The sequence below is a fragment of the Olivibacter sp. LS-1 genome (assembly GCF_008245145.1).
GTDB classification, from domain to species: Bacteria; Bacteroidota; Bacteroidia; order Sphingobacteriales; family Sphingobacteriaceae; genus Olivibacter; species Olivibacter oleidegradans.
In genome coordinates this window covers 4,403,532-4,424,197 of the sequence record NZ_CP041643.1, presented here as the reverse complement: position 1 = coordinate 4,424,197, position 20,666 = coordinate 4,403,532, and the positions used below count along the sequence as shown (strand labels likewise).

Annotated in this window: 18 protein-coding genes; 9 read left to right on the top strand and 9 right to left on the bottom strand. The window is 40.4% G+C overall.

Features of this window, described 5'->3' with window-relative positions; all coding sequences use genetic code 11:
- Window positions 1–39: 39 nt before the first annotated feature.
- Entirely contained in the window at window positions 40–225 is a 186-nt protein-coding gene (locus FKG96_RS18285) for a hypothetical protein (RefSeq protein ID WP_149105808.1), read from the top strand.
- A gap of 256 nt (window positions 226–481) precedes the next feature.
- Here FKG96_RS18285 and FKG96_RS18280 read toward each other — a convergent pair whose 3' ends face one another.
- Genes FKG96_RS18280 through adhP form a run of 4 tightly spaced genes read right to left on the bottom strand, consistent with a single transcriptional unit; the run spans window position 482 to window position 3,318 of the window.
- Window positions 482–922, bottom strand: a complete 441-nt coding sequence (locus FKG96_RS18280; RefSeq protein ID WP_149105807.1) for a hypothetical protein — start codon at window positions 920–922, stop codon at window positions 482–484.
- A gap of 58 nt (window positions 923–980) precedes the next feature.
- Window positions 981–1,535: a DUF1003 domain-containing protein gene (locus tag FKG96_RS18275; RefSeq protein WP_149105806.1), complete on the bottom strand. Its 555-nt coding sequence runs from the start codon at window positions 1,533–1,535 to the stop codon at window positions 981–983.
- 7 nt (window positions 1,536–1,542) lie between these two features.
- Window positions 1,543–2,265, bottom strand: a complete 723-nt coding sequence (locus FKG96_RS18270; RefSeq protein ID WP_168204576.1) for a polysaccharide deacetylase family protein — start codon at window positions 2,263–2,265, stop codon at window positions 1,543–1,545.
- Window positions 2,266–2,277: 12 nt separating this feature from the next.
- Window positions 2,278–3,318: an alcohol dehydrogenase AdhP gene (gene adhP / locus FKG96_RS18265; protein WP_149105804.1), complete on the bottom strand. Its 1,041-nt coding sequence runs from the start codon at window positions 3,316–3,318 to the stop codon at window positions 2,278–2,280.
- Window positions 3,319–3,538: 220 nt separating this feature from the next.
- Here adhP and FKG96_RS18260 point away from each other — a divergent pair, with 220 nt between their 5' ends.
- Window positions 3,539–4,369 (top strand): universal stress protein, encoded by an 831-nt coding sequence (locus FKG96_RS18260; RefSeq protein WP_168204575.1) that lies wholly within the window; start codon window positions 3,539–3,541, stop codon window positions 4,367–4,369.
- Window positions 4,370–4,462: 93 nt separating this feature from the next.
- Window positions 4,463–6,988: a cation-translocating P-type ATPase gene (locus FKG96_RS18255; RefSeq protein WP_149105802.1), complete on the top strand. Its 2,526-nt coding sequence runs from the start codon at window positions 4,463–4,465 to the stop codon at window positions 6,986–6,988.
- Between the two features lie 16 nt (window positions 6,989–7,004).
- On the opposite strand, the gene FKG96_RS18250 is transcribed toward FKG96_RS18255, so the two are convergent.
- Together FKG96_RS18250 and FKG96_RS18245 are read right to left on the bottom strand one after the other, a co-directional pair.
- Window positions 7,005–8,063 carry a response regulator gene (locus tag FKG96_RS18250; protein ID WP_149105801.1) on the bottom strand — a complete coding sequence of 353 codons (1,059 nt, stop codon included), beginning with the start codon at window positions 8,061–8,063 and terminating at the stop codon, window positions 7,005–7,007.
- A 145-nt stretch (window positions 8,064–8,208) separates the two neighbouring features.
- The gene (locus FKG96_RS18245) at window positions 8,209–9,603 is read right to left on the bottom strand and encodes an MBL fold metallo-hydrolase RNA specificity domain-containing protein (RefSeq protein ID WP_149105800.1); all 1,395 of its coding nucleotides are present in this window, start codon (window positions 9,601–9,603) and stop codon (window positions 8,209–8,211) included.
- A gap of 133 nt (window positions 9,604–9,736) precedes the next feature.
- Here FKG96_RS18245 and FKG96_RS18240 point away from each other — a divergent pair, with 133 nt between their 5' ends.
- The gene (locus FKG96_RS18240) at window positions 9,737–10,339 is read left to right on the top strand and encodes an HdeD family acid-resistance protein (protein WP_149105799.1); all 603 of its coding nucleotides are present in this window, start codon (window positions 9,737–9,739) and stop codon (window positions 10,337–10,339) included.
- Here FKG96_RS18240 and FKG96_RS18235 read toward each other — a convergent pair.
- Window positions 10,336–10,653 carry a hypothetical protein gene (locus FKG96_RS18235; protein WP_149105798.1) on the bottom strand — a complete coding sequence of 106 codons (318 nt, stop codon included), beginning with the start codon at window positions 10,651–10,653 and terminating at the stop codon, window positions 10,336–10,338. The genes FKG96_RS18240 and FKG96_RS18235 overlap by 4 nt on opposite strands.
- 393 nt (window positions 10,654–11,046) lie before the next feature.
- Here FKG96_RS18235 and FKG96_RS18230 point away from each other — a divergent pair, with 393 nt between their 5' ends.
- Window positions 11,047–11,913 carry a universal stress protein gene (locus FKG96_RS18230; protein ID WP_149105797.1) on the top strand — a complete coding sequence of 289 codons (867 nt, stop codon included), beginning with the start codon at window positions 11,047–11,049 and terminating at the stop codon, window positions 11,911–11,913.
- A 3-nt stretch (window positions 11,914–11,916) separates the two neighbouring features.
- On the opposite strand, the gene FKG96_RS18225 is transcribed toward FKG96_RS18230, so the two are convergent.
- Complete coding sequence (locus FKG96_RS18225) at window positions 11,917–12,759, bottom strand: universal stress protein (protein ID WP_168204574.1); 843 nt, start codon at window positions 12,757–12,759, stop codon at window positions 11,917–11,919.
- 259 nt (window positions 12,760–13,018) lie between these two features.
- Between FKG96_RS18225 and FKG96_RS18220 the strand changes: the two genes are divergently transcribed.
- On the top strand, window positions 13,019–13,822 hold the full coding sequence (locus FKG96_RS18220; protein ID WP_149105795.1) for a universal stress protein: 804 nt from the start codon (window positions 13,019–13,021) through the stop codon (window positions 13,820–13,822).
- A 25-nt stretch (window positions 13,823–13,847) separates the two neighbouring features.
- Here the strand turns inward: FKG96_RS18220 and FKG96_RS18215 are convergent, their stop codons facing one another.
- Window positions 13,848–16,484, bottom strand: coding sequence for a cation-translocating P-type ATPase (locus FKG96_RS18215; protein WP_149105794.1), 2,637 nt, complete (start codon window positions 16,482–16,484; stop codon window positions 13,848–13,850).
- Between the two features lie 283 nt (window positions 16,485–16,767).
- Here FKG96_RS18215 and FKG96_RS18210 point away from each other — a divergent pair, with 283 nt between their 5' ends.
- The 3 genes from FKG96_RS18210 (at window position 16,768) to FKG96_RS18200 (ending at window position 20,651) form a co-directional block, all read left to right on the top strand.
- On the top strand, window positions 16,768–17,598 hold the full coding sequence (locus FKG96_RS18210) for a universal stress protein (protein ID WP_149105793.1): 831 nt from the start codon (window positions 16,768–16,770) through the stop codon (window positions 17,596–17,598).
- A gap of 121 nt (window positions 17,599–17,719) precedes the next feature.
- Complete coding sequence (ppsA, locus tag FKG96_RS18205) at window positions 17,720–20,158, top strand: phosphoenolpyruvate synthase (protein ID WP_149105792.1); 2,439 nt, start codon at window positions 17,720–17,722, stop codon at window positions 20,156–20,158.
- Between the two features lie 46 nt (window positions 20,159–20,204).
- Complete coding sequence (locus FKG96_RS18200) at window positions 20,205–20,651, top strand: hypothetical protein (RefSeq protein ID WP_130855466.1); 447 nt, start codon at window positions 20,205–20,207, stop codon at window positions 20,649–20,651.
- Window positions 20,652–20,666 lie beyond the last annotated feature (15 nt).

Here is a 20,666-nt window from a genome sequence, read left to right as displayed (position 1 = left end):
GAACGATTATTCAAGATTGGGGTTAAATAAAACGAAAATATGAAACAAATAAATGAGAACAGTACCTCAGGTGTAATCAAAATGTACAGCCAGGGAGGTCCGGAAGTATTGGTATTTCTTGTTTGCGTATTATCTTCGTCTAATATGGTGATCGTATCTCCATCAGCTACTCGTATTACTTTACCTTTGATGATGTTCTGGCAAAAGACAATGGGACCGAGCTGACATATAAATTCAATTGTTACAAAATACTGAATCAGGACGAGCACTTTCTCAGGAATAATCTGAACCCTTTTGCAGTAGTGGTACTTACTTCGCTTATGGCCATCAAGCATAAAGACATAAGTGATGAAGAATTAAAAGGCATCAAGCATGATCTGTATGATGAATAGGCCGAATGGAGCTTACCATGCCAAAAATTTACATTACTGTATGTGAATGGAAATGAAATTTTTGACAAGGACGGTATGTGTTTACTCAATTATCTTGTAAAAGTTCCAGGAATTAATTGCATTGAGAACCCCATATCCGAATTCGACAGTGGATTCCGTTTACTTATGCAAGTTGTAATACCATAACAGAATTTGCCCAGTTCACTCATTTGTTCATGAACCTGCGATATAATATTGGGGCGATAAAAATCAGATAAAATACAAAGGCTGCGAAAGAAGGCAACGTTTAGCCGATAAAATAGGGTATAGCCAACAATTTTTTTAGGATCGTAGTCCAAGCGAATCGTATAAAGGCCTTTACTGAGCCACAACAATCTTTGGGTAAATTCGATCGGGCTGTTTTCATTTAATTGAAGATCTTGTAAAAAATTACCAGTTACAATGCCTTCTCTGGAAATGCAAAATATCTCATTGCAATCCTTCATGCTCAACATCTTCAAAAGTACATTTGTTTTATTCGCCGTTTTCATATTATAACCATTTAATGTGAATTGTCTGTTGTGTCGATCCCATATCTCCCTTTACAAATCAAAGCTTTGATGTCTGATCCGCTAACTTTGCACTTATATGTTTAAGTAAATCAAACTGTTGTTTTTGGGCTTCAAAGAGTGTTTTTAGTTCCCCTTCCAATAACAGATCCATTTTCTTATGTAAACTGCGAATTTGCAGTTCGGCTTTCAGGTTTATCAGGTAATCATTTTCACTTCTTTTCCTGTCTTTCTCCTCCTGTCTATTTTGGCTCATCATAATAATTGGGGCTTGTAAGGCCGCCACACATGAAAGGATTAGATTCATAAGAATATAAGGGTACGGGTCAAAGATATATAATGAGGAAGCAAGGGTATTAATGAGTATCCAGCAGGTAAGCACTAAAATAAAGACAATAATAAACCACCAGCTGCCACCGAAGCGAGCCACTTTATCGGACAATTTCTGACCTCTGCTGATGGTTTCCAGTGGTGGGTTCGATAAATTTTGAATGATGAGCTGCTCATCAACGATTGTTTCCTTAACAATCTGATGTAATTTGGACAGTTGTTCGTTCTGATGTTTTAATAATTGGTCAATATCTTGTGTGTCCATGGTCTGATTATTTGTTAATTAAAGGATAGCTGTCCAGGTAGGCGAATCTTAATTTTTTCCTGTTCATCTCTTCAATCAGTTTTTTTAATTCGTTTACCATGATCGCCGAACAAAACATTTCGTCATGTAAGAGGAGTACTAAATGATCTTTGGTAAAAGTGTTGCGTCTCTTTAATCTATGTTCAATTACTTCCATTAAACCTAGTGCATCTATGCTTGGCTCTTTCGTTATGCTGTCCTGCAGCCATGCTATATCCCAGCCGATAATGGTATATCCGTTTGCTGCCAAATGATCGGCCGCTTCAATTCCGTTTGTTATGTCATTTTTACTTCGACCGTTTATTCGCCACATATTTCTGCCTGGCATCCGGATAATCGAGGAAAAAGGATTAAGAAGCGAGTCATTTTTCTGAAAGTCCTTTAACACAGCTGCTGTATCTCGATAGTATTTTCTATAATGACCATTTGCATGGCTGTAACTGTGATTAAAGATTTTGATATGGGGATTACTTTTATAACGAGTGTAATTTATACGTCCTTCCTTACTGGATAAGTTTGCTCCTACGGCAAATATATTGACGGCTATTCGTTCTACTCTAACTAAACTGTCGATGCATTTACTTTCGGGAAGTGGACCATCGTCTAGCGTTAAGTAGATGGTTTGTTGTATGGCAATCGTTTTTGCGGTGAGCCCTGTTATTAAAAACAGGGCGAGCAGCATGGTTTTCATAGGGCTTATCATTTATAAGGTAGGGCTTCCGATCTGAAGCACCACTCGACCTTCGATACTACCTTTTCTCATATCGTCAAAGATCTGGTTGATATCTTCCAGTTTGCCGGCATGTACAGAAGCTTTTACTTTCCCTTCCACGGCAAAGCCAATCGCTTCTTGCATGTCTTTTCTAGTACCTACAATTGAGCCTCGTACTGTATACCGATTAAGAACGGTGTCAAAAATGGGCAGATCAAAACTGCCCGGAGGAAGCCCATTCAAGGAGATTGTACCTTTTCGCCGTAATGCTTCAATTCCTTGTTTGAAGGCGATGGGCGAAACGGCAGTTACAAGAACACCGTGCATTCCTCCCGTTGCCCGTTTCAGAAAGGAACCTGGGTTTGTTTCTGTCGCATTGACGGTAATATCTGCGCCCAATGATTTTGCTAATGCCAACTTATCATCGGCAACATCAATAGCCGCTACATGTAATCCCATTGACTTAGCGTATTGAACAGCAAGGTGACCAAGGCCTCCTATTCCGGAAATGGCTACCCACTCACCGGGTTTGGTATCTGTCTCTTTTAAACCTTTGTATACGGTAACGCCTGCGCAGGTTATCGGTGCAATTTCTAGAAAATTAATATTTGGTGGGAAATGGGCTACATATCTTGCATCCGCCACTACATATTCTGCGTATCCACCGTCTACGCTATACCCGCCGTTCTGTTGGCTTTCACAAAGTGTTTCCCAGCCGCTAATGCAGTACTCGCAGTAACCACAGGCACTAAATAACCAGGGAACACCTACAATATCGCCTTCTTTGACATTTGATACCAGTGGGCCCAATGCGACAACATAACCCACAGCTTCGTGTCCTGGAATTAGAGGCAATTTCGGTTTTACCGGCCAGTCACCTTCACAGGCGTGTAAATCGGTATGACAGACGCCACAAGTAACAACCTTTACGAGAATTTGGTTTTCTTTGGGCTGCTTTACAGGAACTTGCTCAATTTGGAGTGGCTTGCCGAACTCATGTAGAACGGCCGCCTTCATTGTCTTTGGTATCATAGTTTTGCTGTTTAATCTTGATATCAAAGGTACTCCGCTGTCTTCAACACGTGGATGATTTACCTCAACCTTACAAATGATTATCGTCACATTGATAAAAGGGGCGTTTTGCCTGAAAAGAGAAGAAAGCTATTATGATTAAAATCATAGTCTATTATGTCGTTCATCATCCGGGATACCTGACAACTTACATAGCTTTGCTTGAAATAAAATGATCATTATGGAAACTTTATTAATCGCAACAGACTTCTCAAAAGCTGCCAATCACGCGGCTAATTATGCGGCACATTTAAGTAACCAGTTGGAAGCTAAACACCTAATATTATACCACTCTTATGAACTGCTTCCTACTACTGCTGATATCCCAGAGAGCATTGCACTGTCTGATGGCCGACTGCATGAACGTAGTTTGGATCTGCTGGACGAATTAAAACGCGAATTTATACAGATCTTGGATCCACATACGAAAATTACCCTAGTAGCGAACTCGCTAAACATGGAACAGGGAATCAATAACCTAGCAGTAGAACACGGCGTCAATTTGGTTGTGATTGGGTTGTCTGGTAAAAATACCTGGGAGAAACTGCTGGTGGGTAGCAGTACAAAGTCCCTATTAAAAAATTGCCACTTACCTTTATTAGTCGTACCGGTCAACGCTGCCTTTCAACCAATTGATAAAATTGTTCTCGGTTGTGATCTGGAAGACGTCGCTGAGACCATGCCGATTGAAAAACTTAAGTATCTAATAGGGAAGTTGAACGCCCAGCTGCTGGTAGTGCATGTAGACTATAAAGAGGAAGAGCATTTTGATGCCGATATGATCCGCGAACAATATGACTTTTATGATTTGTTCGAAGATTTTAATGCATCTATTCATTATATAGATAATAGAAATATTGATAAAGGAATTCTTAGCTATACTGAAAATCATCAAGCGCAGATGATTATCGTAATAGCGAAGAAACATTCGTTTATAGAGCGAATTACCAAGGAGAGTATTTCTAAGAAATTAGCTGCAAAAACGCGGGTTCCTCTGCTGATTATCCGTTAATGAACTTATCGAGTCTATATTTGTTTTTTGTAAGATTGATCGTTATTACCGGAGTGATGGTTGAAAACACAGACTCGATTCAATAGTTAATTTATGAATGCTACAAATTCTGAAATAGAAACAAATGCTAACCAATACGGTTTTCGTGGTTTGACAGCAACTGAAGTTGTTGAGCAACGACAGCGTGGGGGAGAAAATAGTATTGAACAACAAAAGGAGCGTGGCTTGATTCATATAGTAATTCAACTGTTGAAAGAACCGATGGTACTCCTTTTATTGTTAGCTTCTGCCATATATTTTGTGAGTGGAGAGAAGGCAGATGCGATATTCCTGTCAGTTTCTATTGTGTTTATCAGTGTCATTTCCATATTTCAGGATTCGAGAAGTAGAAAGGCAATCGCGAAATTGAAACAGATCACAGCTCCCAAAAGCAAAGTCATTCGTTCCGATGGAGTTGTCATAATTGACAGTAAAGAACTTGTTCTGGGCGATTACCTGATAGTTGAAGAAGGGAATACCATTGCTGCAGATGGTAAAGTACTCCGTGCACATGATTTTTCTGTAAACGAATCCATTCTTACCGGTGAATCTTTAGCGGTTTATAAGGACGGAGCTGCAGATGATGCCTATGTTTTTCAGGGAACAAACGTGGTAAGCGGTTCTGCAGTTGCGTTAGTAACAGCAGTTGGGGAACAAACTGCACTTGCCAAAATAGGAAAAAGTATCGACCATATAGCGGTTGAAAAAACACCACTAGAGAAGCAAGTCGAATCATTTGTAAGAAAAATGGCTTATGTAGGCGTTTCGGTATTTTTGCTTGTTTGGTTTATAAATTATTTAAAATCGCTCACCATTCTGGATAGTCTACTTAAGGCTTTGACTTTAGCCATGAGTATTTTACCCGAAGAAATTCCGGTTGCATTTACTACATTTATGGCCCTGGGTGCATGGCGATTGATGAAGAACGGCGTGTTAGTTAAGCAGATGAAGACTGTGGAAGCTTTGGGAAGTGCAACTGTGATATGTACGGATAAAACAGGAACACTCACGGAAAATAAGATGAGCCTGATAAACCTGTATACTTGGGAAGAAGACAAATACTACGATATAGTGGACCAAAAGCTAGGTGAATCCGCAAAGAAACTGTTAACCGCGGCTATGTGGGCCAGTGAAATTGTTCCGTTTGACCCCATGGAAAAAGCAGTGCATGAGCAGTATGCGAAGGCGATTGATTTGGATGAACGCCCGTTATTTCATATGGTATATGAATATCCAATAGAGGGTGTGCCACCAATGATGACGCATGTGTTTGAAAACGAACAAGGCCAGCGTATTATAGCAGCCAAAGGTGCACCCGAGGCCTTTTATGCGATCGCCAATTTTACTAATGAAGACAAATTGAGACTCGAAGGTGCCATAGAGCGTCTGGCGTCTAAAGGTTATCGCTTATTAGGTGTTGGCGTTTCTCATTTTCCGGGAAATGAATTCCCGGAAAAGCAACAATCATTGCTATTTGAATTTGTTGGATTAATTGCCTTTTATGATCCGCCAAAAAGAAATAGCAAGGAGGTGCTTAAACAGTTCTACAATGCAGGAATTAAGGTTAAACTTATTACAGGCGATAATGCGATAACCACTTTGGCAATTGCGGAGAAGATAGACTTCAATGGTCGAGAACGGCATATCACAGGTGCCGATTTATTACAATTACAGGAACCGGCCTTAACGAAGGCCGTAATGGACAATCAGATCTTTACACGCATGTTTCCTGAAGCGAAACTAAAAGTAATGGAAATTCTAAAGAATAACCGGGAGGTTGTTGGTATGGTAGGCGATGGGGTAAACGATGGACCGGCCTTACGAGCGGCTCATATCGGTATTGCCATGGGCAGAAAGGGTTCCGAAATTGCGAAGGAAGCTGCCTCGTTGATATTACTGGAAGATGACTTATCCAAAATGGTCACAGCAATCGCCATGGGAAGGAAGATTTATACTAACTTGAAAAAAGCAATACAATATATTATTTCCATCCACATTCCTATTATACTGGTTGTGCTTGTCCCGTTGGTGCTTGGATGGGTGTATCCGACTATTTTTTCTCCTGTACATGTTATCTTTTTAGAATTAATTATGGGGCCAACTTGCTCCATTGCTTATGAAAATGAACCCATGGAGCCGAATACTATGCAGCGGAAACCTCGCCCGTTAACACAAACCTTTTTTACGTGGAAAGAGTTGGGCACCAGTATTATCCAAGGTTTGGCGATTACCCTTGGCATACTGGGGATTTATTTGTTTGGTGTCCATGCCGGGTTGGGAGAGACAGGCGTTCGTACCATGGTTTTTCTTACACTTATAACGGCGAATATCACATTAACTTTGGTGAACCGCTCTTTTTATTACTCTTTTATTGCGGTTTTGAAGTACAGGAATGTGCTCGTTCCCTGGATTATATTGATTACTGCCCTTGTGGTTTTATTGCTTTTAACGATACCGCCCCTACGTTCCTTTTTTGGCTTTCAAAACCTATCCATAGCGCAACTCTTATTGAGTGCAATCGTCGGTTTTTTTAGCGTATTGTGGTACGAATTAATCAAGTGGTATAAACGAACCTATTAACTGGTTTGGTAGAAAATTAATTGTGCATTTTTCTTAATTTATCATAATTCACAATGGAAATCCGATTGTCCTCGATCGTGATTAGCTTTTCTTGTTTGAAATCGCCCAATGTGCGGATCAGTGATTCTTTAGCGACACCGGCGATGGAAGCAAGGTTTTCCCTGGATAAATCAATATAAAAGGGGAAAGCCCTTTCCGCGTTGTATTTATCATATAAGGTTATTAAGGAGTCGGCCACTTTTTTACGTAGGGAATTGTACGCTACCGCCAGTAATTGATTTTCGCTCATGTCCAGGTTTTCAGCTAAAATATTGATAAACTTCCTCATCACCGCAAAATTACTGTTCAATAGTTCCTCAAAATCAGACTTAGGTATAAGTGCTAGTTCTGTATCTTCAAGTGCTTCAGCAGATTCTCGATACTCGCAGTTTTCAAGTAAGGCACGGTAACCTAAAAAATCGCCCGCTTTATATAGGTTTATAATAAGCTCCTTTCCGTCTGTATTTCGCTTGAAAGTTTTTACTTTGCCTTTCAAAACATAGAATAAACGTGCGGGCTGATTCCCCTCTGAGTAAATCAACTGTTTCTTTTTATACCTATTGATATTACGACCTTCTTTAAGATCTTCCATGTAATCTCGTTCACCTAAGCTACGCATCAATTGACTTACGCCATTTAAGTTAGGCTGCAATTTTTCTTTTAAAAACTCACTTTTTTTTAGCCGGGCTTCTACCACGTTTAAAAGCTCTGTTCCATCAAAAGGTTTGGTTAAGTAATCATCGGCTCCCAGATCCATACCTTTTCGTACATCCATTCGTTCGGTCTTCGCAGAAATGAAAATAAATGGAATATGATGCATAGGCATATGCTTGTGCAATAAATGGATAACACCATAGCCATCCAAAACAGGCATCATAATATCGCATATAATCAAATCTGGTTGATATTCTAAAGCTAGGGAAGCCCCTAATTTTCCATTTTCCGCAGTGTAAACTTTATAACCGGCAAGATCCAAGATTTCAGCCATACTTTCTCTAATCTCTTGATTATCTTCGATGAGAACAATTTTTTTCATGAGCGTATAGTTTGACCAATCATAAAAGCCATTAACACTTACATGAATAGAGCGTTATTTTTAGAAAGTGTGTTTCAAGGGCTGTCAGTGGCTTTCGTAAATATAGATATTTTTGAAGACAATTAAGGTTACGAATTGTTTTTGCTTAAACTGCATATAATACTTCTAATTGATCTTGTTTTAGGATCGTCACATCCCATCGCAATTTATCCTTAACCTTTACACGTAAGGCCTCTAAAGCACAGGGTTCACCATGATTCAGATATAATTTTATCGGTGCTTTATTGTTGCTGTATAGCCAGTCCATTAGTTCCTGTTGATCTGCATGGGCCGACAGACCGGTAATTTCGTGAACCTTTGCAATTACCGGATAATATCCGCCGTGGATCTTTATTTCGTAAGCGCCATTCAATAATGCTCTCCCCCGGGTGCCGGCCGCTTGGAAGCCAATTAGCAGCACAATATTCCGGTCGTCGCCAAGATAATGTTTAAGGTACTCGAGTGCCCGACCTCCTGTAAGCATACCACTTCCGGCAAGAACGATTTTACTGCCCTTTTGTTTGATTATTCTCTCGGTACCACTGAAATTCTTATTGATGGTTATACTGCTCAATACTTTTTGCCAGTGCCGATTGGCCAGTGTCGTCCACTCCGGATAGCGCAGTAATACTTTGTTTGCTAAGGAGGCCATAGGGCTATCTAGAAAGATAGGAATTTCTTTAGGTATTTTTCGTTCTTGTTTCAATTGATATAGCAAAAGGAGGAGCTCTTGGGCCCGGCCTACTGCGAAGCAGGGGATTAATAAGTTGCCCCCCTGGGAGATTACTTCCCGAACCATCGCGGTGAGCTGTTCTCCCGCATCTGAGCTTTCATGAAGCCGATCACCATAAGTGGCTTCCATAACAAGATAATCTGCCTCTCCAGGTGCTTGCGGAGAGGGAAGATAAGGTGTATGCCGGCGACCTAGATCACCCGAAAATACAATGTGTTTACCATAGCAGTTGAGCTTAATTGAACAAGCACCCGGTATATGTCCAGCCGGAAAGAACTGAAAATTTATGTAGTTATTTAGTTGGTACAGTTTGTTGAGTTCTACTGTTACAAATTGTTTTAGCGCCACTTCCACATCGGCAATTGTATACAAAGGTTCAGCAAGTTTGTGCTTCGTATAGCCATGCACATTTGCTTTGTAAGCATCTTCTTCCTGTAATTTAGCACTATCACGTAAGATGATTTCACATAGCTCCCGTGTAGGAGCACTCATGTAAATTTTGCCCTTATATCCATATTTTACAAGTAGTGGAATATAGCCCGTGTGGTCAAGATGAGCATGGGTGATAAGTAAATCATCAATTTTACCGGGATTAATAGGTGGATACTGCCAGTTTTTAGCTCGTAGTGATTTCAATCCTTGGAACAAACCGCAATCAATCATAATGTTGAGTGACGGCGTACGCACGAGTAGTTTCGAACCTGTAACTGTTTCTGCTGCTCCAAAAGCCTGAAGCAATACAGCCTTTTTATTATCAATCGTAAGCATTAGCTCTATGTTTTTAATACAAAATTCCATAATAGCTTATAACTCCCTTATGATAACGATCAATAGAATCCCTAATACCAGTCATATATATTGGCCACGATAAAGGCTAATTTTATTGCATAAAAGTCAAATTATGGAACGCGATATCAAAAAATCTACACAGCTTAACAAGCGGATCTTAATCACCGGTATTTTATTGGTAATAATAGGGTTCCTAACTTTATGGCGCCCTTTTCAATCCTATTTGTTTATTAGCCTTAGCTTCTCCGTTTTGATCATTGTCAGTGGTGTCCTTGAGATACTATTCATCATACAACATCAAAAAATAATAAAGATGTGGTTGACCATGTTGGTGGGTGGAATCATCGATATTGCCATGGGCATATATTTATTATTATCTCCATTGATTATGATGATTATACTGACACCCGTAATTAGCATCTGGGTGTTTTACAAAGGTTTTACGGTATTGCGTTTTGCATTATTACTTCGGTTTTACGCCTATCAGCGGTGGTGGTTACAACTCGCTATGGGAATAGCTATTATCTTGATTTCCTTGATGATTGTTGTAAGCGCCACTGTCGATTTTCTACAGACCGTTGGTTTTCTTAATACCATTGCCTGGACGGGCTTAGGTATCCTCTTAATTGGTGTCTCCACTATTTCTTTGTCCTTTGTTTATCGGAATACTGGTAAATCTTCGGATACAATCTTCTTAAACAGAAATGAGTCCTAGATTAAACGGTTTACAAGTAGGATCATTAAAAATAAGAGAATATTTCCAATTGTACCATATTTAGCCTCCTTCCACGTACTTGTGATCAAAAGTTGAGAAGTAAACATAGCAATAAAACACACAATTTGCCAGCTACTTTGATGAATGTACAGAAGGATTGCGCTTGTGAGGAATAAGAGACAGCTCAACAGCCATCCGAGTCGGTGTAAGTTCGATTGAAAAGGCCGATGGCTTAGTACAATCAGTACTTTTGAATAACCGAAGAGATGAATGGCGCCGTGAACCAACATCAGGATGATTAATATCGTTTTCATTTCTCTATTTTTTATGGGTTTTCTTGTAGCAATCTTTAGCATTTATTGGTTAAAATCTTATTCAAAATCTTGAACCGTTGCAGCCTGGGCTGCTTGCTAATTTTATCGGAAAGATAGCGCTTGTGTTAAAAGATAGATATGATTCCAATCAACTGCGATATTGATACGTATCATCTAGCATAAGCAGACCAACTGATACCTTTACACCTTCATATAAACGCACAGTATTGAACGATATAAACTAACTTATCGTAACAAAGTACGGCCGTTTAAATGGCTTTTTGAACGCAGTTTCTTTCTTTGAGATCCATACTGTTGACAATCATGGGTAAGCATGATTGATTTCACTGACAGAGCAAGATACCTTTACGAACTTTACCCTAAAAATATGTTATGAGAACAGTGTTAGTACCTACCGATTTTTCTGCACCTGCTTATAACGCTGCGTTGTACGCCGTAGAAATGGCGATAACGCTGCAGGCCTCTTTACATCTGGTACACGTAATGGAAGTCGCAGATAAAGCACTTTTAGACACCCAGATTCTATGGCCCGTGCTTGATTATCAAGATGTAAAAGAAAAAGCCAATCAGCAGATGAACCTTTTGAAGCAACAGTTGAGGCTTCAAATTATAGAAAACAATGCTGGGGAAAAGGTTTCTGTCACGTCTTCTTTAGTAGAAGGCGTGGTTTACCAAGAAATTGCCGAAGAAATAGTACGCAATGCAGCGATATTACTTGTGGCCGCAATGCATGGAGCGGGTAACGCCGAACGGTTTATTTTTGGAAGTAAAAGTAGGGACTTTATCAGGCACATTTCTTGTCCTGTTTTATTAATTCCACATAACTTTAAATACCGGAAAATTAATAAAATTGCTTTTGCAACCGACCTAAGTCCAAACGACATAGCCTTAATAGAATTATTGGCTAAATATGCCGAGCCATTTCATGCCGAAATAGTGATCAGTCACGTAACTACTGACGCTAATGATGGTCAGCATCAGCAACAGACTGAATCTTTCTTGCGGGAGGTCGCCGGTAAGAATAACTATGATAGAATTTATTATCGCTATTTATCGGGCCAAACCATTGAGGACGGCATTTTACGGCTATCAGAAAATGGCGAAGTGGATGTTTTAACCATGGTTCATAGACCGGAAAGCGGCTTGGCTAAACTATGGCAGAGAAGTCATACAAAACAAATCGCGAAGCAAATAAAAATTCCGTTGTTGGTGCTAAAAGGCGCATCTATTAATTACTGAAAATTACGAAATAGGTTCACCTGCTGTTTCCTTTATCTTGCTAAAGATTAGCATAGGGACCTTTGGATGAAAGGCCAACTCCTCTGCTAAAATTGACGGGAACAACTTTTCTAAGAAAGACCGATTTTGCCGGGTAAATAATACCAGCACGGAAGGCTTAAGGCGTTCTACTTCTTTCAATAATTGTGTAATGAAAGGTTGAAGTATATCTTTTTTTGTAATGTGAAAATCAACCGGATAAGCTGTTGATTTGGTATACGGGGCAGTAGATATGTCTTCGGGTGTGCTCGTCAAATGTAGCACATCTAAGTTTGCTTTGAACGGCTCAACAAATGTTAAAACCTCTTGTATTTCTCTTTTATAATCTTGCAGATCTGAAGCGTAGAGTACGCTCTTTAACGGTGTCGGCCGATAATTTGTGGGGACGACAAAGACCGGAATACATGATTTGGTAACAAGGTTACCGGTATTTGTACCCAAGCGTCTGCTTAGTCCGCTAGCGCCCCGTGTACTGATTGAAATGTGAGTGATGTCTGTACTCTTAGTGCAAAACCGTAGAAGAGCGAGATCTGCTCGTAGCCCACTGATAACAGTACAGTCGTATGATTTGGGCTTAACTCCCATTTCTTGGTAACAAGCCTCAACAAAGTTTTTTAAGGATAGCGACTGCTCATCTTTATTGATACCGAAATGTTCATATGACATGTTCGGGTCGGTTTTATATACAATCGGTGCCACATAGATAAATAGCAGACGAGTATCTGTATAAGCCGCTATGTTAATGGCAAAACGGATTCCTCCTTTGGCGTTTTCCGAAAAGTCGGTCGGAACTAAAATGGTGTCCATAAGAATATTTTTAAGAGTTATTTGAATAAACTGTATAACGCGAAGTAAGTACATAAAAGGCGAGGAAACTATGATCTTCATAAGTACAATAAATGATTGTAGACATTAGTTGGTGTTCCAAACATATCACAATATAATGAGCGCAATCATCTTTGGCGGTTATCCAAATCATTCAAAAAGCGGAAGAAGTAAAAGAAATTTGAATTCGGTATGCTCCATTGTACAAATGGAAAAATTAACGAGGTAAAATGAATTAAACATGAAGAATATTCTCTTGATGATTGATGTTGCGAACAAAAAAGACAATGTTTTGCAATACGCGTTAAAACTAGCGCAAAGCTTGAAATCCAATATGATCTTATCCTGTATAATTGACGACAGAACGGCTAATTATGCACAGGCTTTTTCCGAATTGGAAAAAATTAAGGAGGATCTCAAAGGTCATTGGGTGGCTACGGATTTCAAACCGGTAATTACAAGCTTGGTTGAGCGGGGTGTTTTTGCAGAGACCATGTTTAACTTGGTTAAGGATCTGCATATTGAACTCATTTTAATGGGAGCGGCAGACGGTAAAAACACAACAGGGTTTTTATTTGGTAAAAAGGTAAGAGAAATTGTCGATAAGATAAATTGTCCCATCCTGATCATTCCGGAGCAGGTCGTTTTTGAGGGTTTAAAAAATATACTCTATGTAACCGATCTCAGGTATACGGATTTTAAAATTGTAACGGAGTTAGCTAAGCTCTCGGAGCCGCTACATGTAAAACTATCTATGTTACACGTATGTGCAGAAGGTTTGCCGGATCTGACCGAAGATGTCATTGAATCTTTGTTTACAGAAACCATATCTTCGCGGGTTAAACAACCTATACGTATATTCAACGCTGGTAAGCATGGCCACGCGGAAACGATCATCAACCGATTGATGACTTTGGGGGAGCAGGGAATGTTGGCAATTGCACATCGTAAGCATCATTTCTTCGCTCATCTATTTTCTGATAAACCGGCTGAGGGTGCAGAAGTTTATAAGCGCGTGCCTATTTTACTAATGCCGGTGGCCTAAAGTAGGCCATCAAATCTCTTTTTGGCTAGCTTTTCTCTTGCTGAACCCGTAGCATCTTAACGAGTTCGGTAATCAACAGCGGAAAAAAAGAGAATAGTAAGGCAACTGCCCAATCTGTCCAACTGAGTAGTTCTAGATGAAATGCTTCTCGCAGAAAAGGTATCATGATAGCAGTCAATTGTAGAATAAAACCTATTATAATTGCATATAAAAGGTATTTATTAAAAAGAAGGCTAAGTCTGAAAAGATGTTTTCGTTTACTTCTAAGGGATAAGGCATAAAGCAATTGACTTCCAACGAGTACGATAAACGCCATGGTTTGGGCATAAGATAAAATTTCGTCGTCTTCAACGTTGTTAAATGGGCTTGCTTCATTAATGTAAAAGCCATAGTAAAAGGCAAATAAGGCGTTCAGGCCAATAAGCAACCCGCCCCAAAAAACTTGAGTCGTCGCACCACCGGAAAAGAAACTTTCCCGAAGCCGTCTTGGTTTAGCTTTCATGACTTCGGGATTGGAAGGGTTCATCCCCAAAGTAACTGCAGGCAACGAGTCTGTAATTAGATTAACCCACAATAGCTGCGTTGCTAATAATGGGGTTGGCCAACCAAGTAATAAGCTAAAGACTAATGTGAAAACTTCGCCCAGATTGCAAGAAAGCAAAAAGATAACCGATTTCTTAATGTTGTTATAAATGTTTCGGCCTTGCTCAACAGCTGTGATGATAGTAGCATAGTTGTCATCTGTTAACACCATATCGGCGGCACTTTTAGCCACATCTGTTCCGGTTATACCCATCGCTACTCCAATGTCCGCCGCCCTCAACGAAGGGGCATCATTGACTCCGTCGCCCGTCATTGAGACAATGTTTTTACAACGTTTCAGCGCATTGACTATTTTAACTTTATGTTCCGGCGAAACGCGAGCAAACACACGGTATTGCATAACCTGTTTGATAAATTCTTCCTCAGAGAGCCTGTCAATTTCTTGTCCGGTAATAACCTCTTCCATTTTATTAGCTATCCGTAGCTGGTGAGCAATGGCGAAAGCTGTTTTTTTATGATCGCCGGTAATCATGACCGTTATGATACCCGCACTTTTTGCTTTTTGTACTGACAATACCGCCTCTTCTCTTAGCGGGTCAATCATGCCTACAAAACCCAATAAGATTAAGTTTTGTTCTAGATCTTCGGGTTTAACTTTATTCGAATCTATTGATTTATAGGCGGCGCTCAACACCCGCAATGATTGATTAGACATGTTTTCCGCGATTTCGCGATAAAACTGTTTTTTTTCATCATCCAAAAGTTCTTTCTCCCCTCGTTCTGCTACAAAACGACATTTCTCGATAAGCTCATCTAGTGCCCCTTTTGTATATACAGTATAGGACCCGTTTTCTTCAACCACGGTTGACATCAATTTCCTGTCCGAATCAAAGGGTAACTCTGCAATACGTTTGTTGCTTTCGTATAACGATTTGCGATTTATCTGAAGCTCATCTCCCCATTGCAGTAGGGCGATCTCGGTTGGGTCGCCTGTAACCTGTCCATCACCAACCGTGGCGTCCGAACAGAGAGTCATGGCTTTGGCCAAGGAAAGAGGATCGCCTTCTTTACCGTTGGAAAGACAATAATCAGTTACCTTCATACGGTTTTGAGTGAGTGTTCCCGTCTTATCTGAACAGATGATAGTTACCGATCCCAACGTCTCAACAGCTGATAGCTTGCGTATAATAGCGTTTTGTTTTGACATCCTGGTAACGCCTATGGAAAGCACAATTGCCACAATAGCTGCTAAGCCTTCCGGAATTGACGCTACTGCCAACGATACAGAAAGAAGAAACATATCCAGTAAGTTTCTCCCCTGAGCCATCGCAATCACAAATATCAACAAGCATACGCAGATAGCAATTCTTCCAAGAGTTTTTCCGAGATGTTCAAGGCGCTTTTCGAGCGGTGTTTTATGAGTTTCTTGACCTGTTATCAGATTGGCGATTTTTCCGATCTCCGTTTTCATACCAGTGGCCGTAACGATGCCTAATCCTCGCCCCGTACTTACTAAGGTTGACATATATGCCATATTATAGCGATCCCCAAGTGGTGTTTGATGGTCATCTGTAATAAAGGAAGCGTCTTTTAAGCTAAGCACCGATTCACCGGTAATAGCCGATTCATCGATTTTGAGGTCAATCGTTTCCAATAAGCGAATGTCAGCAGGGACGCTTCGCCCTACTTCAAGAATCACAACATCCCCGGGAACAAGATCCTTTGCGTCTATTTCCGTCGTTGTATTTTCCCTTTTAACAATTGCCCTCGGTCGACTAATCTTCTGAAGTTCTTCAATGGCATTACTTGCTTTAATCTCTTGGAATACGCCTAATAGTGCGTTTAATATAATGACGCATAGAATAATAACGGCATCAACATACGCTCCAACAAAAACAGTTATTAACGTGGCGACAAACAGAATATAAATTAACCAATCTTGGAGTTGCGTAAAGAAGAGTCTTAAAACGGTCTTTCTTTTTTCTTTTTGAAGCTCATTGACGCCGGTTTTGTTCCGTCTTAATAAAACTTCTGCATTCGAGAGACCGGTTTGTTCGTCAACGTCAAGCGTTTTAAGAACCTCAGCCCTTTCTTTGAAAAACCACGTTGCTTCTTTCATTTTATATTTAAGAAAGTATTCCCCTTTTGTTGATTTATTACGCCTCTCAGTAACACTTGTTTGTTTGCGCATATAATGTAGATTGATAACAATCATCGTTAGCGGCTGTTTTAATCACCCTCATAAATAGACTTATAGGGAACCTCCCTACGATCTATAATTCGCGACAGACAAAATGCACAATACTCGGAGGCTAATTAATGATCAACATCATATGAAGAGCTGTTTTCGATTATCGTCCTTCCGATGGGCGGTAACTAAATTTAACTAAAATAATTAGATTATGGAAACAATATTAGCTGCAACAGATTTTTCGCAACCCGCGACAAATGCGGTGCAATATGCGGCAGAATTATGTAAGCAACTTAAGGTGCGTTATTTGGTTCTTTACCATGCTTACAAATTACTGCCGGTTTCGAGAGAAACGCCGGAAAGCATGATCTTGTCACAAGAAAAAATGCAAGAATGTATGGAGTTATTTTTGAGTGAATTACGCGAAAGCTTATTGTCAATAGCCCCTGAAGATACCTTGATTTTAACAAAAGCCGATTCCCGACCTTTAGAAACAGGGCTTGCAAACCTTGTTGAAACATGCGAGGCCAAACTTGTAGTAATCGGTTCTGAAAGAGATGTATTGAAGAAATTGCTGGTAGGAAGCAATACGAAAAAGTTGATGAAAGCGACTCATGTGCCCATACTGGTAATTCCGCCTCGTGCACAGTTTAAACCCATCAGGAAAATTGTAATGGGCTGCGATCTGAAAAACGTGGCAGACACTGTACCGATCGCCAAACTAATTCAACTGATAAAGAGCTTTCAAGCACAATTGATCGTCGTAAATGTTGGGAGAGATATTAAAGTGCCTTTAGATGCTCGCAAAGCATATGAACAAAATACATTTTATGATTTGTTTGAGGAATTAGATCCTTCCATTCAATATATCGAGGGCAATGATGCTAGCAAAGGACTTTTGGATTATGCCGATCAGTTTGACGCGCAGATGATTGTTGTGGTAGCCAAACAACACTCCTTGCTAGAACGTATTACCGGCACAAGTGTCTCAAAAGAGTTGGCAGCATCCGCCGAATTGCCCGTTTTAATAGTTCGAAAATAACAGCTAAAGATATCCTCTCAAAGAGTCCTAGTCATCAATACAAATGAATCCAGCATTAGATCTTTCAGTAACCATTGTCGAACAGTAAGAAGAAAATTATTAAAAAACTAATTAAGTAACCATGGAAGCCAATCAATATGTTATCCCATTTTCTAAACTCCGTGCAAGTGATGCAGCTCTGGTGGGAGGTAAAAACGCGTCGTTAGGAGAGATGATTAATCAACTACAAAACCTCGGCGTGCAAGTTCCTGCCGGTTTTGCAATTGTTGCCAATGCCTATCGGTATTTTTTGAAGTTTAACCAGCTGGAAGAGAAGCTGGAAATGGCACTAAAAACGCTGGATTCTGAAGGACTTACGAACCTGCAAAGGGTGGGAGAGGAGTGTCGGAATTTAATAAAACATGCCATATTGCCGAACAAATGGAAACAAACGGTATTGGCTGCATATCAAGAACTCGTTGGGAAGGCTAACGATCCCGTAACGGTTGTCGTAAGGAGTAGTGCAACTTCAGAGGATCTTCCAGAAGCCAGTTTTGCAGGTCAGCACGATTCTTTTTTGAATGTTAGGGGAGAGCACGAACTCTTGACCGCCTGTCATCGATGCTATATCTCCTTATTTAATGATCGTGCCATTAAATATCGTTTGGATCACAATTTTGATCATATGCAAGTCTTCCTCAGTATTGGCGTTCAAATAATGGTACGAAGTGATCGCGGGGCCGCTGGGGTAGCTTTTACAGTCGATCCGGAAACCGGCCATGAAAATATCATTTATTTAACCGGGTCTTGGGGCTTGGGAGAAAATGTAGTGCAGGGAGCGGTGAGTCCGGACGAGTTTTATTTTTTCAAACCTGCCATAGCACACCAATTGCATAGCCTTATTCAAACTAAATTGGGAGATAAAGAAAATATGTTGGTATTGCAAGAAGAGGCAGCAATGAACACATCAACCGTAAACATAAAAACACCAATAGATTTAAGAGAGCGATTTGTTTTAGATGAAGACGAAGCCATGAAACTTGCACATTGGTGTTATCTGATTGAGCAGCACTATGGCATGCCTATGGATATTGAATGGGCTAAAGATGGCGAAACCAATGAGCTATTTATCGTACAGGCACGCCCCGAAACCGTTCACGGGCGTAAGAAAGAAGTGACGCTTACTACCTATAAGTTACAGGAAAGAGCGGTTCCTCTATGTTCGGGAAGGGCGGTAGGAAAGGCAATTGTCAGTGGACGTGTTTGTTTGGTCCATTCGTTAGCTGATGCGGACAAAGTTAAACAAGGCGATATTATTGTGTCGGATATAACTAACCCGGACTGGAATGTGCTCTTAAAAAAAGCGATTAGCATTGTTACGAATAAAGGAGGTCGAACCAGTCATGCTTCCATTGTGGCCCGGGAATTAGGTATCACGGCCGTAGTGGGTGCGCACAATGCGACTGAAATACTAAAAGACGGACAATTGATAACGGTAGACTGTGCGCAAGGTGATAGCGGATATATTTACGACGGTCGTCTCCGTTGGGAAGTTAAGGAAACCAGCTTGGAACACTTAACTAAAACTCGAACGGCTCCCATGTTGATACTGGCCGATCCAGACAGAGCGCTTGACCTTAGCCGATATCCCAACGAAGGGGTTGGTCTCTTACGGATGGAATTTATCATCAATAACAGCATCCAAATCCATCCAATTGCACTAATAAAATATGATGAACTTGCAGATAAGAACGTGAAACATAAAATCGATTCACTAACAAAGCACTTTCCCGACAAGCGAAAATATTTTATTAATAAACTTTCTGAAGCCATCGCTATGGTTGCAGCCGCCTTTTATCCAAAAGATGTTATTGTAAGAATGAGCGATTTTAAAAGTAATGAATATGCTAAATTGATCGGTGGAGAAGAATTTGAGCCTAAAGAAGAAAATCCCATGCTTGGCTTTCGTGGAGCTTCCCGCTATTATCATCCAAAATATAAGGAGGCGTTTGGCCTTGAATGTCAAGCCGTAAAACGCGTACGAGTAGAAATGGGGCTCGATAACGTAAAAGTGATGATCCCATTTTGCCGGACGGTAGATGAAGGTAAAAAAGTGCTAGAGATAATGAGAGGTTATGGACTTGTGCAGGGCGAAAAGCAACTCGAAATTTATGTGATGGCTGAGATTCCTTCTAATATCATTTTGGCCGAAGGATTCGCTTCCGTATTCGATGGCTTTTCGATCGGTTCTAATGATTTAACGCAGCTAACTTTGGGTGTTGATCGCGATTCCGCAGATGTAAGTAATCTATTTAACGAAAAGGACATGGCAGTGCTAAGCCTGCTAGAGCAATTGATTAAAACTGCGCGAGCCCATAACCGTAAGGTGGGGCTTTGCGGTCAGGCACCGAGTGACTATCCTGAATTTTCAGATTTTTTAGTCCGAAAGGGCATCAACAGTATCTCTTTCACAGCAGACGCCTTGTTGCAAGGAATCGAATACATAGCGAAAGCGGAAGCAAAATGGTATGGGCAAAATGAGGATGATTCCTATCATGACCAGCCCTGTTTTCGATCATAGTAAGATTTCTTTTCTATAAATAACTTTATACTAAACAATAGAAAACATGATACGCACACCTCAACTTTGGACAAAATTTTATGAGAACCTGGCCTTTCTCTTTTATAGCCTTACCTACTGTGACCGCGATATAACGGATAAGGAGGTAGAGGCCGTTAAAGGCCTGGTACAGGAAGCGTGGCTCGATTTTGAACCCTCTTTGGACGAGTACGGTTATGATGCCGCTTATCAGATTCAGGCGGTGTTTGATTGGCTATTCGATAGCAGGCCAACAGCTTCATCCGCCTTCAAACGGTTTAGTAGTTTTGTAGACGATCACCCATCGTTCATTGATCAAAAGTTAGCTGAAGCAATTTTCAGTTCTGCCAATAAAATAGTCTCGGCCTACGGTCATCGGAATAAAATTGAACTGGGTTACCTATACTTACTTCAAGATGTATTGAAAGAATCATATAAGAGCAATAAAAAACCTTCTAATGGAAAAGTCTCTTAAGAAATACGCTAATCC

Coding starts and splice junctions, on each gene's coding strand:
- FKG96_RS18285 (WP_149105808.1), top strand. CDS start 40: ATGAAACAAATAAATGAGAACAGTACCTCAGGTGTAATCAAAATGTAC.
- FKG96_RS18280 (WP_149105807.1), bottom strand. CDS start 922: ATGAAAACGGCGAATAAAACAAATGTACTTTTGAAGATGTTGAGCATG.
- FKG96_RS18275 (WP_149105806.1), bottom strand. CDS start 1,535: ATGGACACACAAGATATTGACCAATTATTAAAACATCAGAACGAACAA.
- FKG96_RS18270 (WP_168204576.1), bottom strand. CDS start 2,265: ATGAAAACCATGCTGCTCGCCCTGTTTTTAATAACAGGGCTCACCGCA.
- adhP (WP_149105804.1), bottom strand. CDS start 3,318: ATGATACCAAAGACAATGAAGGCGGCCGTTCTACATGAGTTCGGCAAG.
- FKG96_RS18260 (WP_168204575.1), top strand. CDS start 3,539: ATGGAAACTTTATTAATCGCAACAGACTTCTCAAAAGCTGCCAATCAC.
- FKG96_RS18255 (WP_149105802.1), top strand. CDS start 4,463: ATGAATGCTACAAATTCTGAAATAGAAACAAATGCTAACCAATACGGT.
- FKG96_RS18250 (WP_149105801.1), bottom strand. CDS start 8,063: ATGAAAAAAATTGTTCTCATCGAAGATAATCAAGAGATTAGAGAAAGT.
- FKG96_RS18245 (WP_149105800.1), bottom strand. CDS start 9,603: ATGCTTACGATTGATAATAAAAAGGCTGTATTGCTTCAGGCTTTTGGA.
- FKG96_RS18240 (WP_149105799.1), top strand. CDS start 9,737: ATGGAACGCGATATCAAAAAATCTACACAGCTTAACAAGCGGATCTTA.
- FKG96_RS18235 (WP_149105798.1), bottom strand. CDS start 10,653: ATGAAAACGATATTAATCATCCTGATGTTGGTTCACGGCGCCATTCAT.
- FKG96_RS18230 (WP_149105797.1), top strand. CDS start 11,047: ATGAGAACAGTGTTAGTACCTACCGATTTTTCTGCACCTGCTTATAAC.
- FKG96_RS18225 (WP_168204574.1), bottom strand. CDS start 12,759: ATGGACACCATTTTAGTTCCGACCGACTTTTCGGAAAACGCCAAAGGA.
- FKG96_RS18220 (WP_149105795.1), top strand. CDS start 13,019: ATGAAGAATATTCTCTTGATGATTGATGTTGCGAACAAAAAAGACAAT.
- FKG96_RS18215 (WP_149105794.1), bottom strand. CDS start 16,484: ATGAAAGAAGCAACGTGGTTTTTCAAAGAAAGGGCTGAGGTTCTTAAA.
- FKG96_RS18210 (WP_149105793.1), top strand. CDS start 16,768: ATGGAAACAATATTAGCTGCAACAGATTTTTCGCAACCCGCGACAAAT.
- ppsA (WP_149105792.1), top strand. CDS start 17,720: ATGGAAGCCAATCAATATGTTATCCCATTTTCTAAACTCCGTGCAAGT.
- FKG96_RS18200 (WP_130855466.1), top strand. CDS start 20,205: ATGATACGCACACCTCAACTTTGGACAAAATTTTATGAGAACCTGGCC.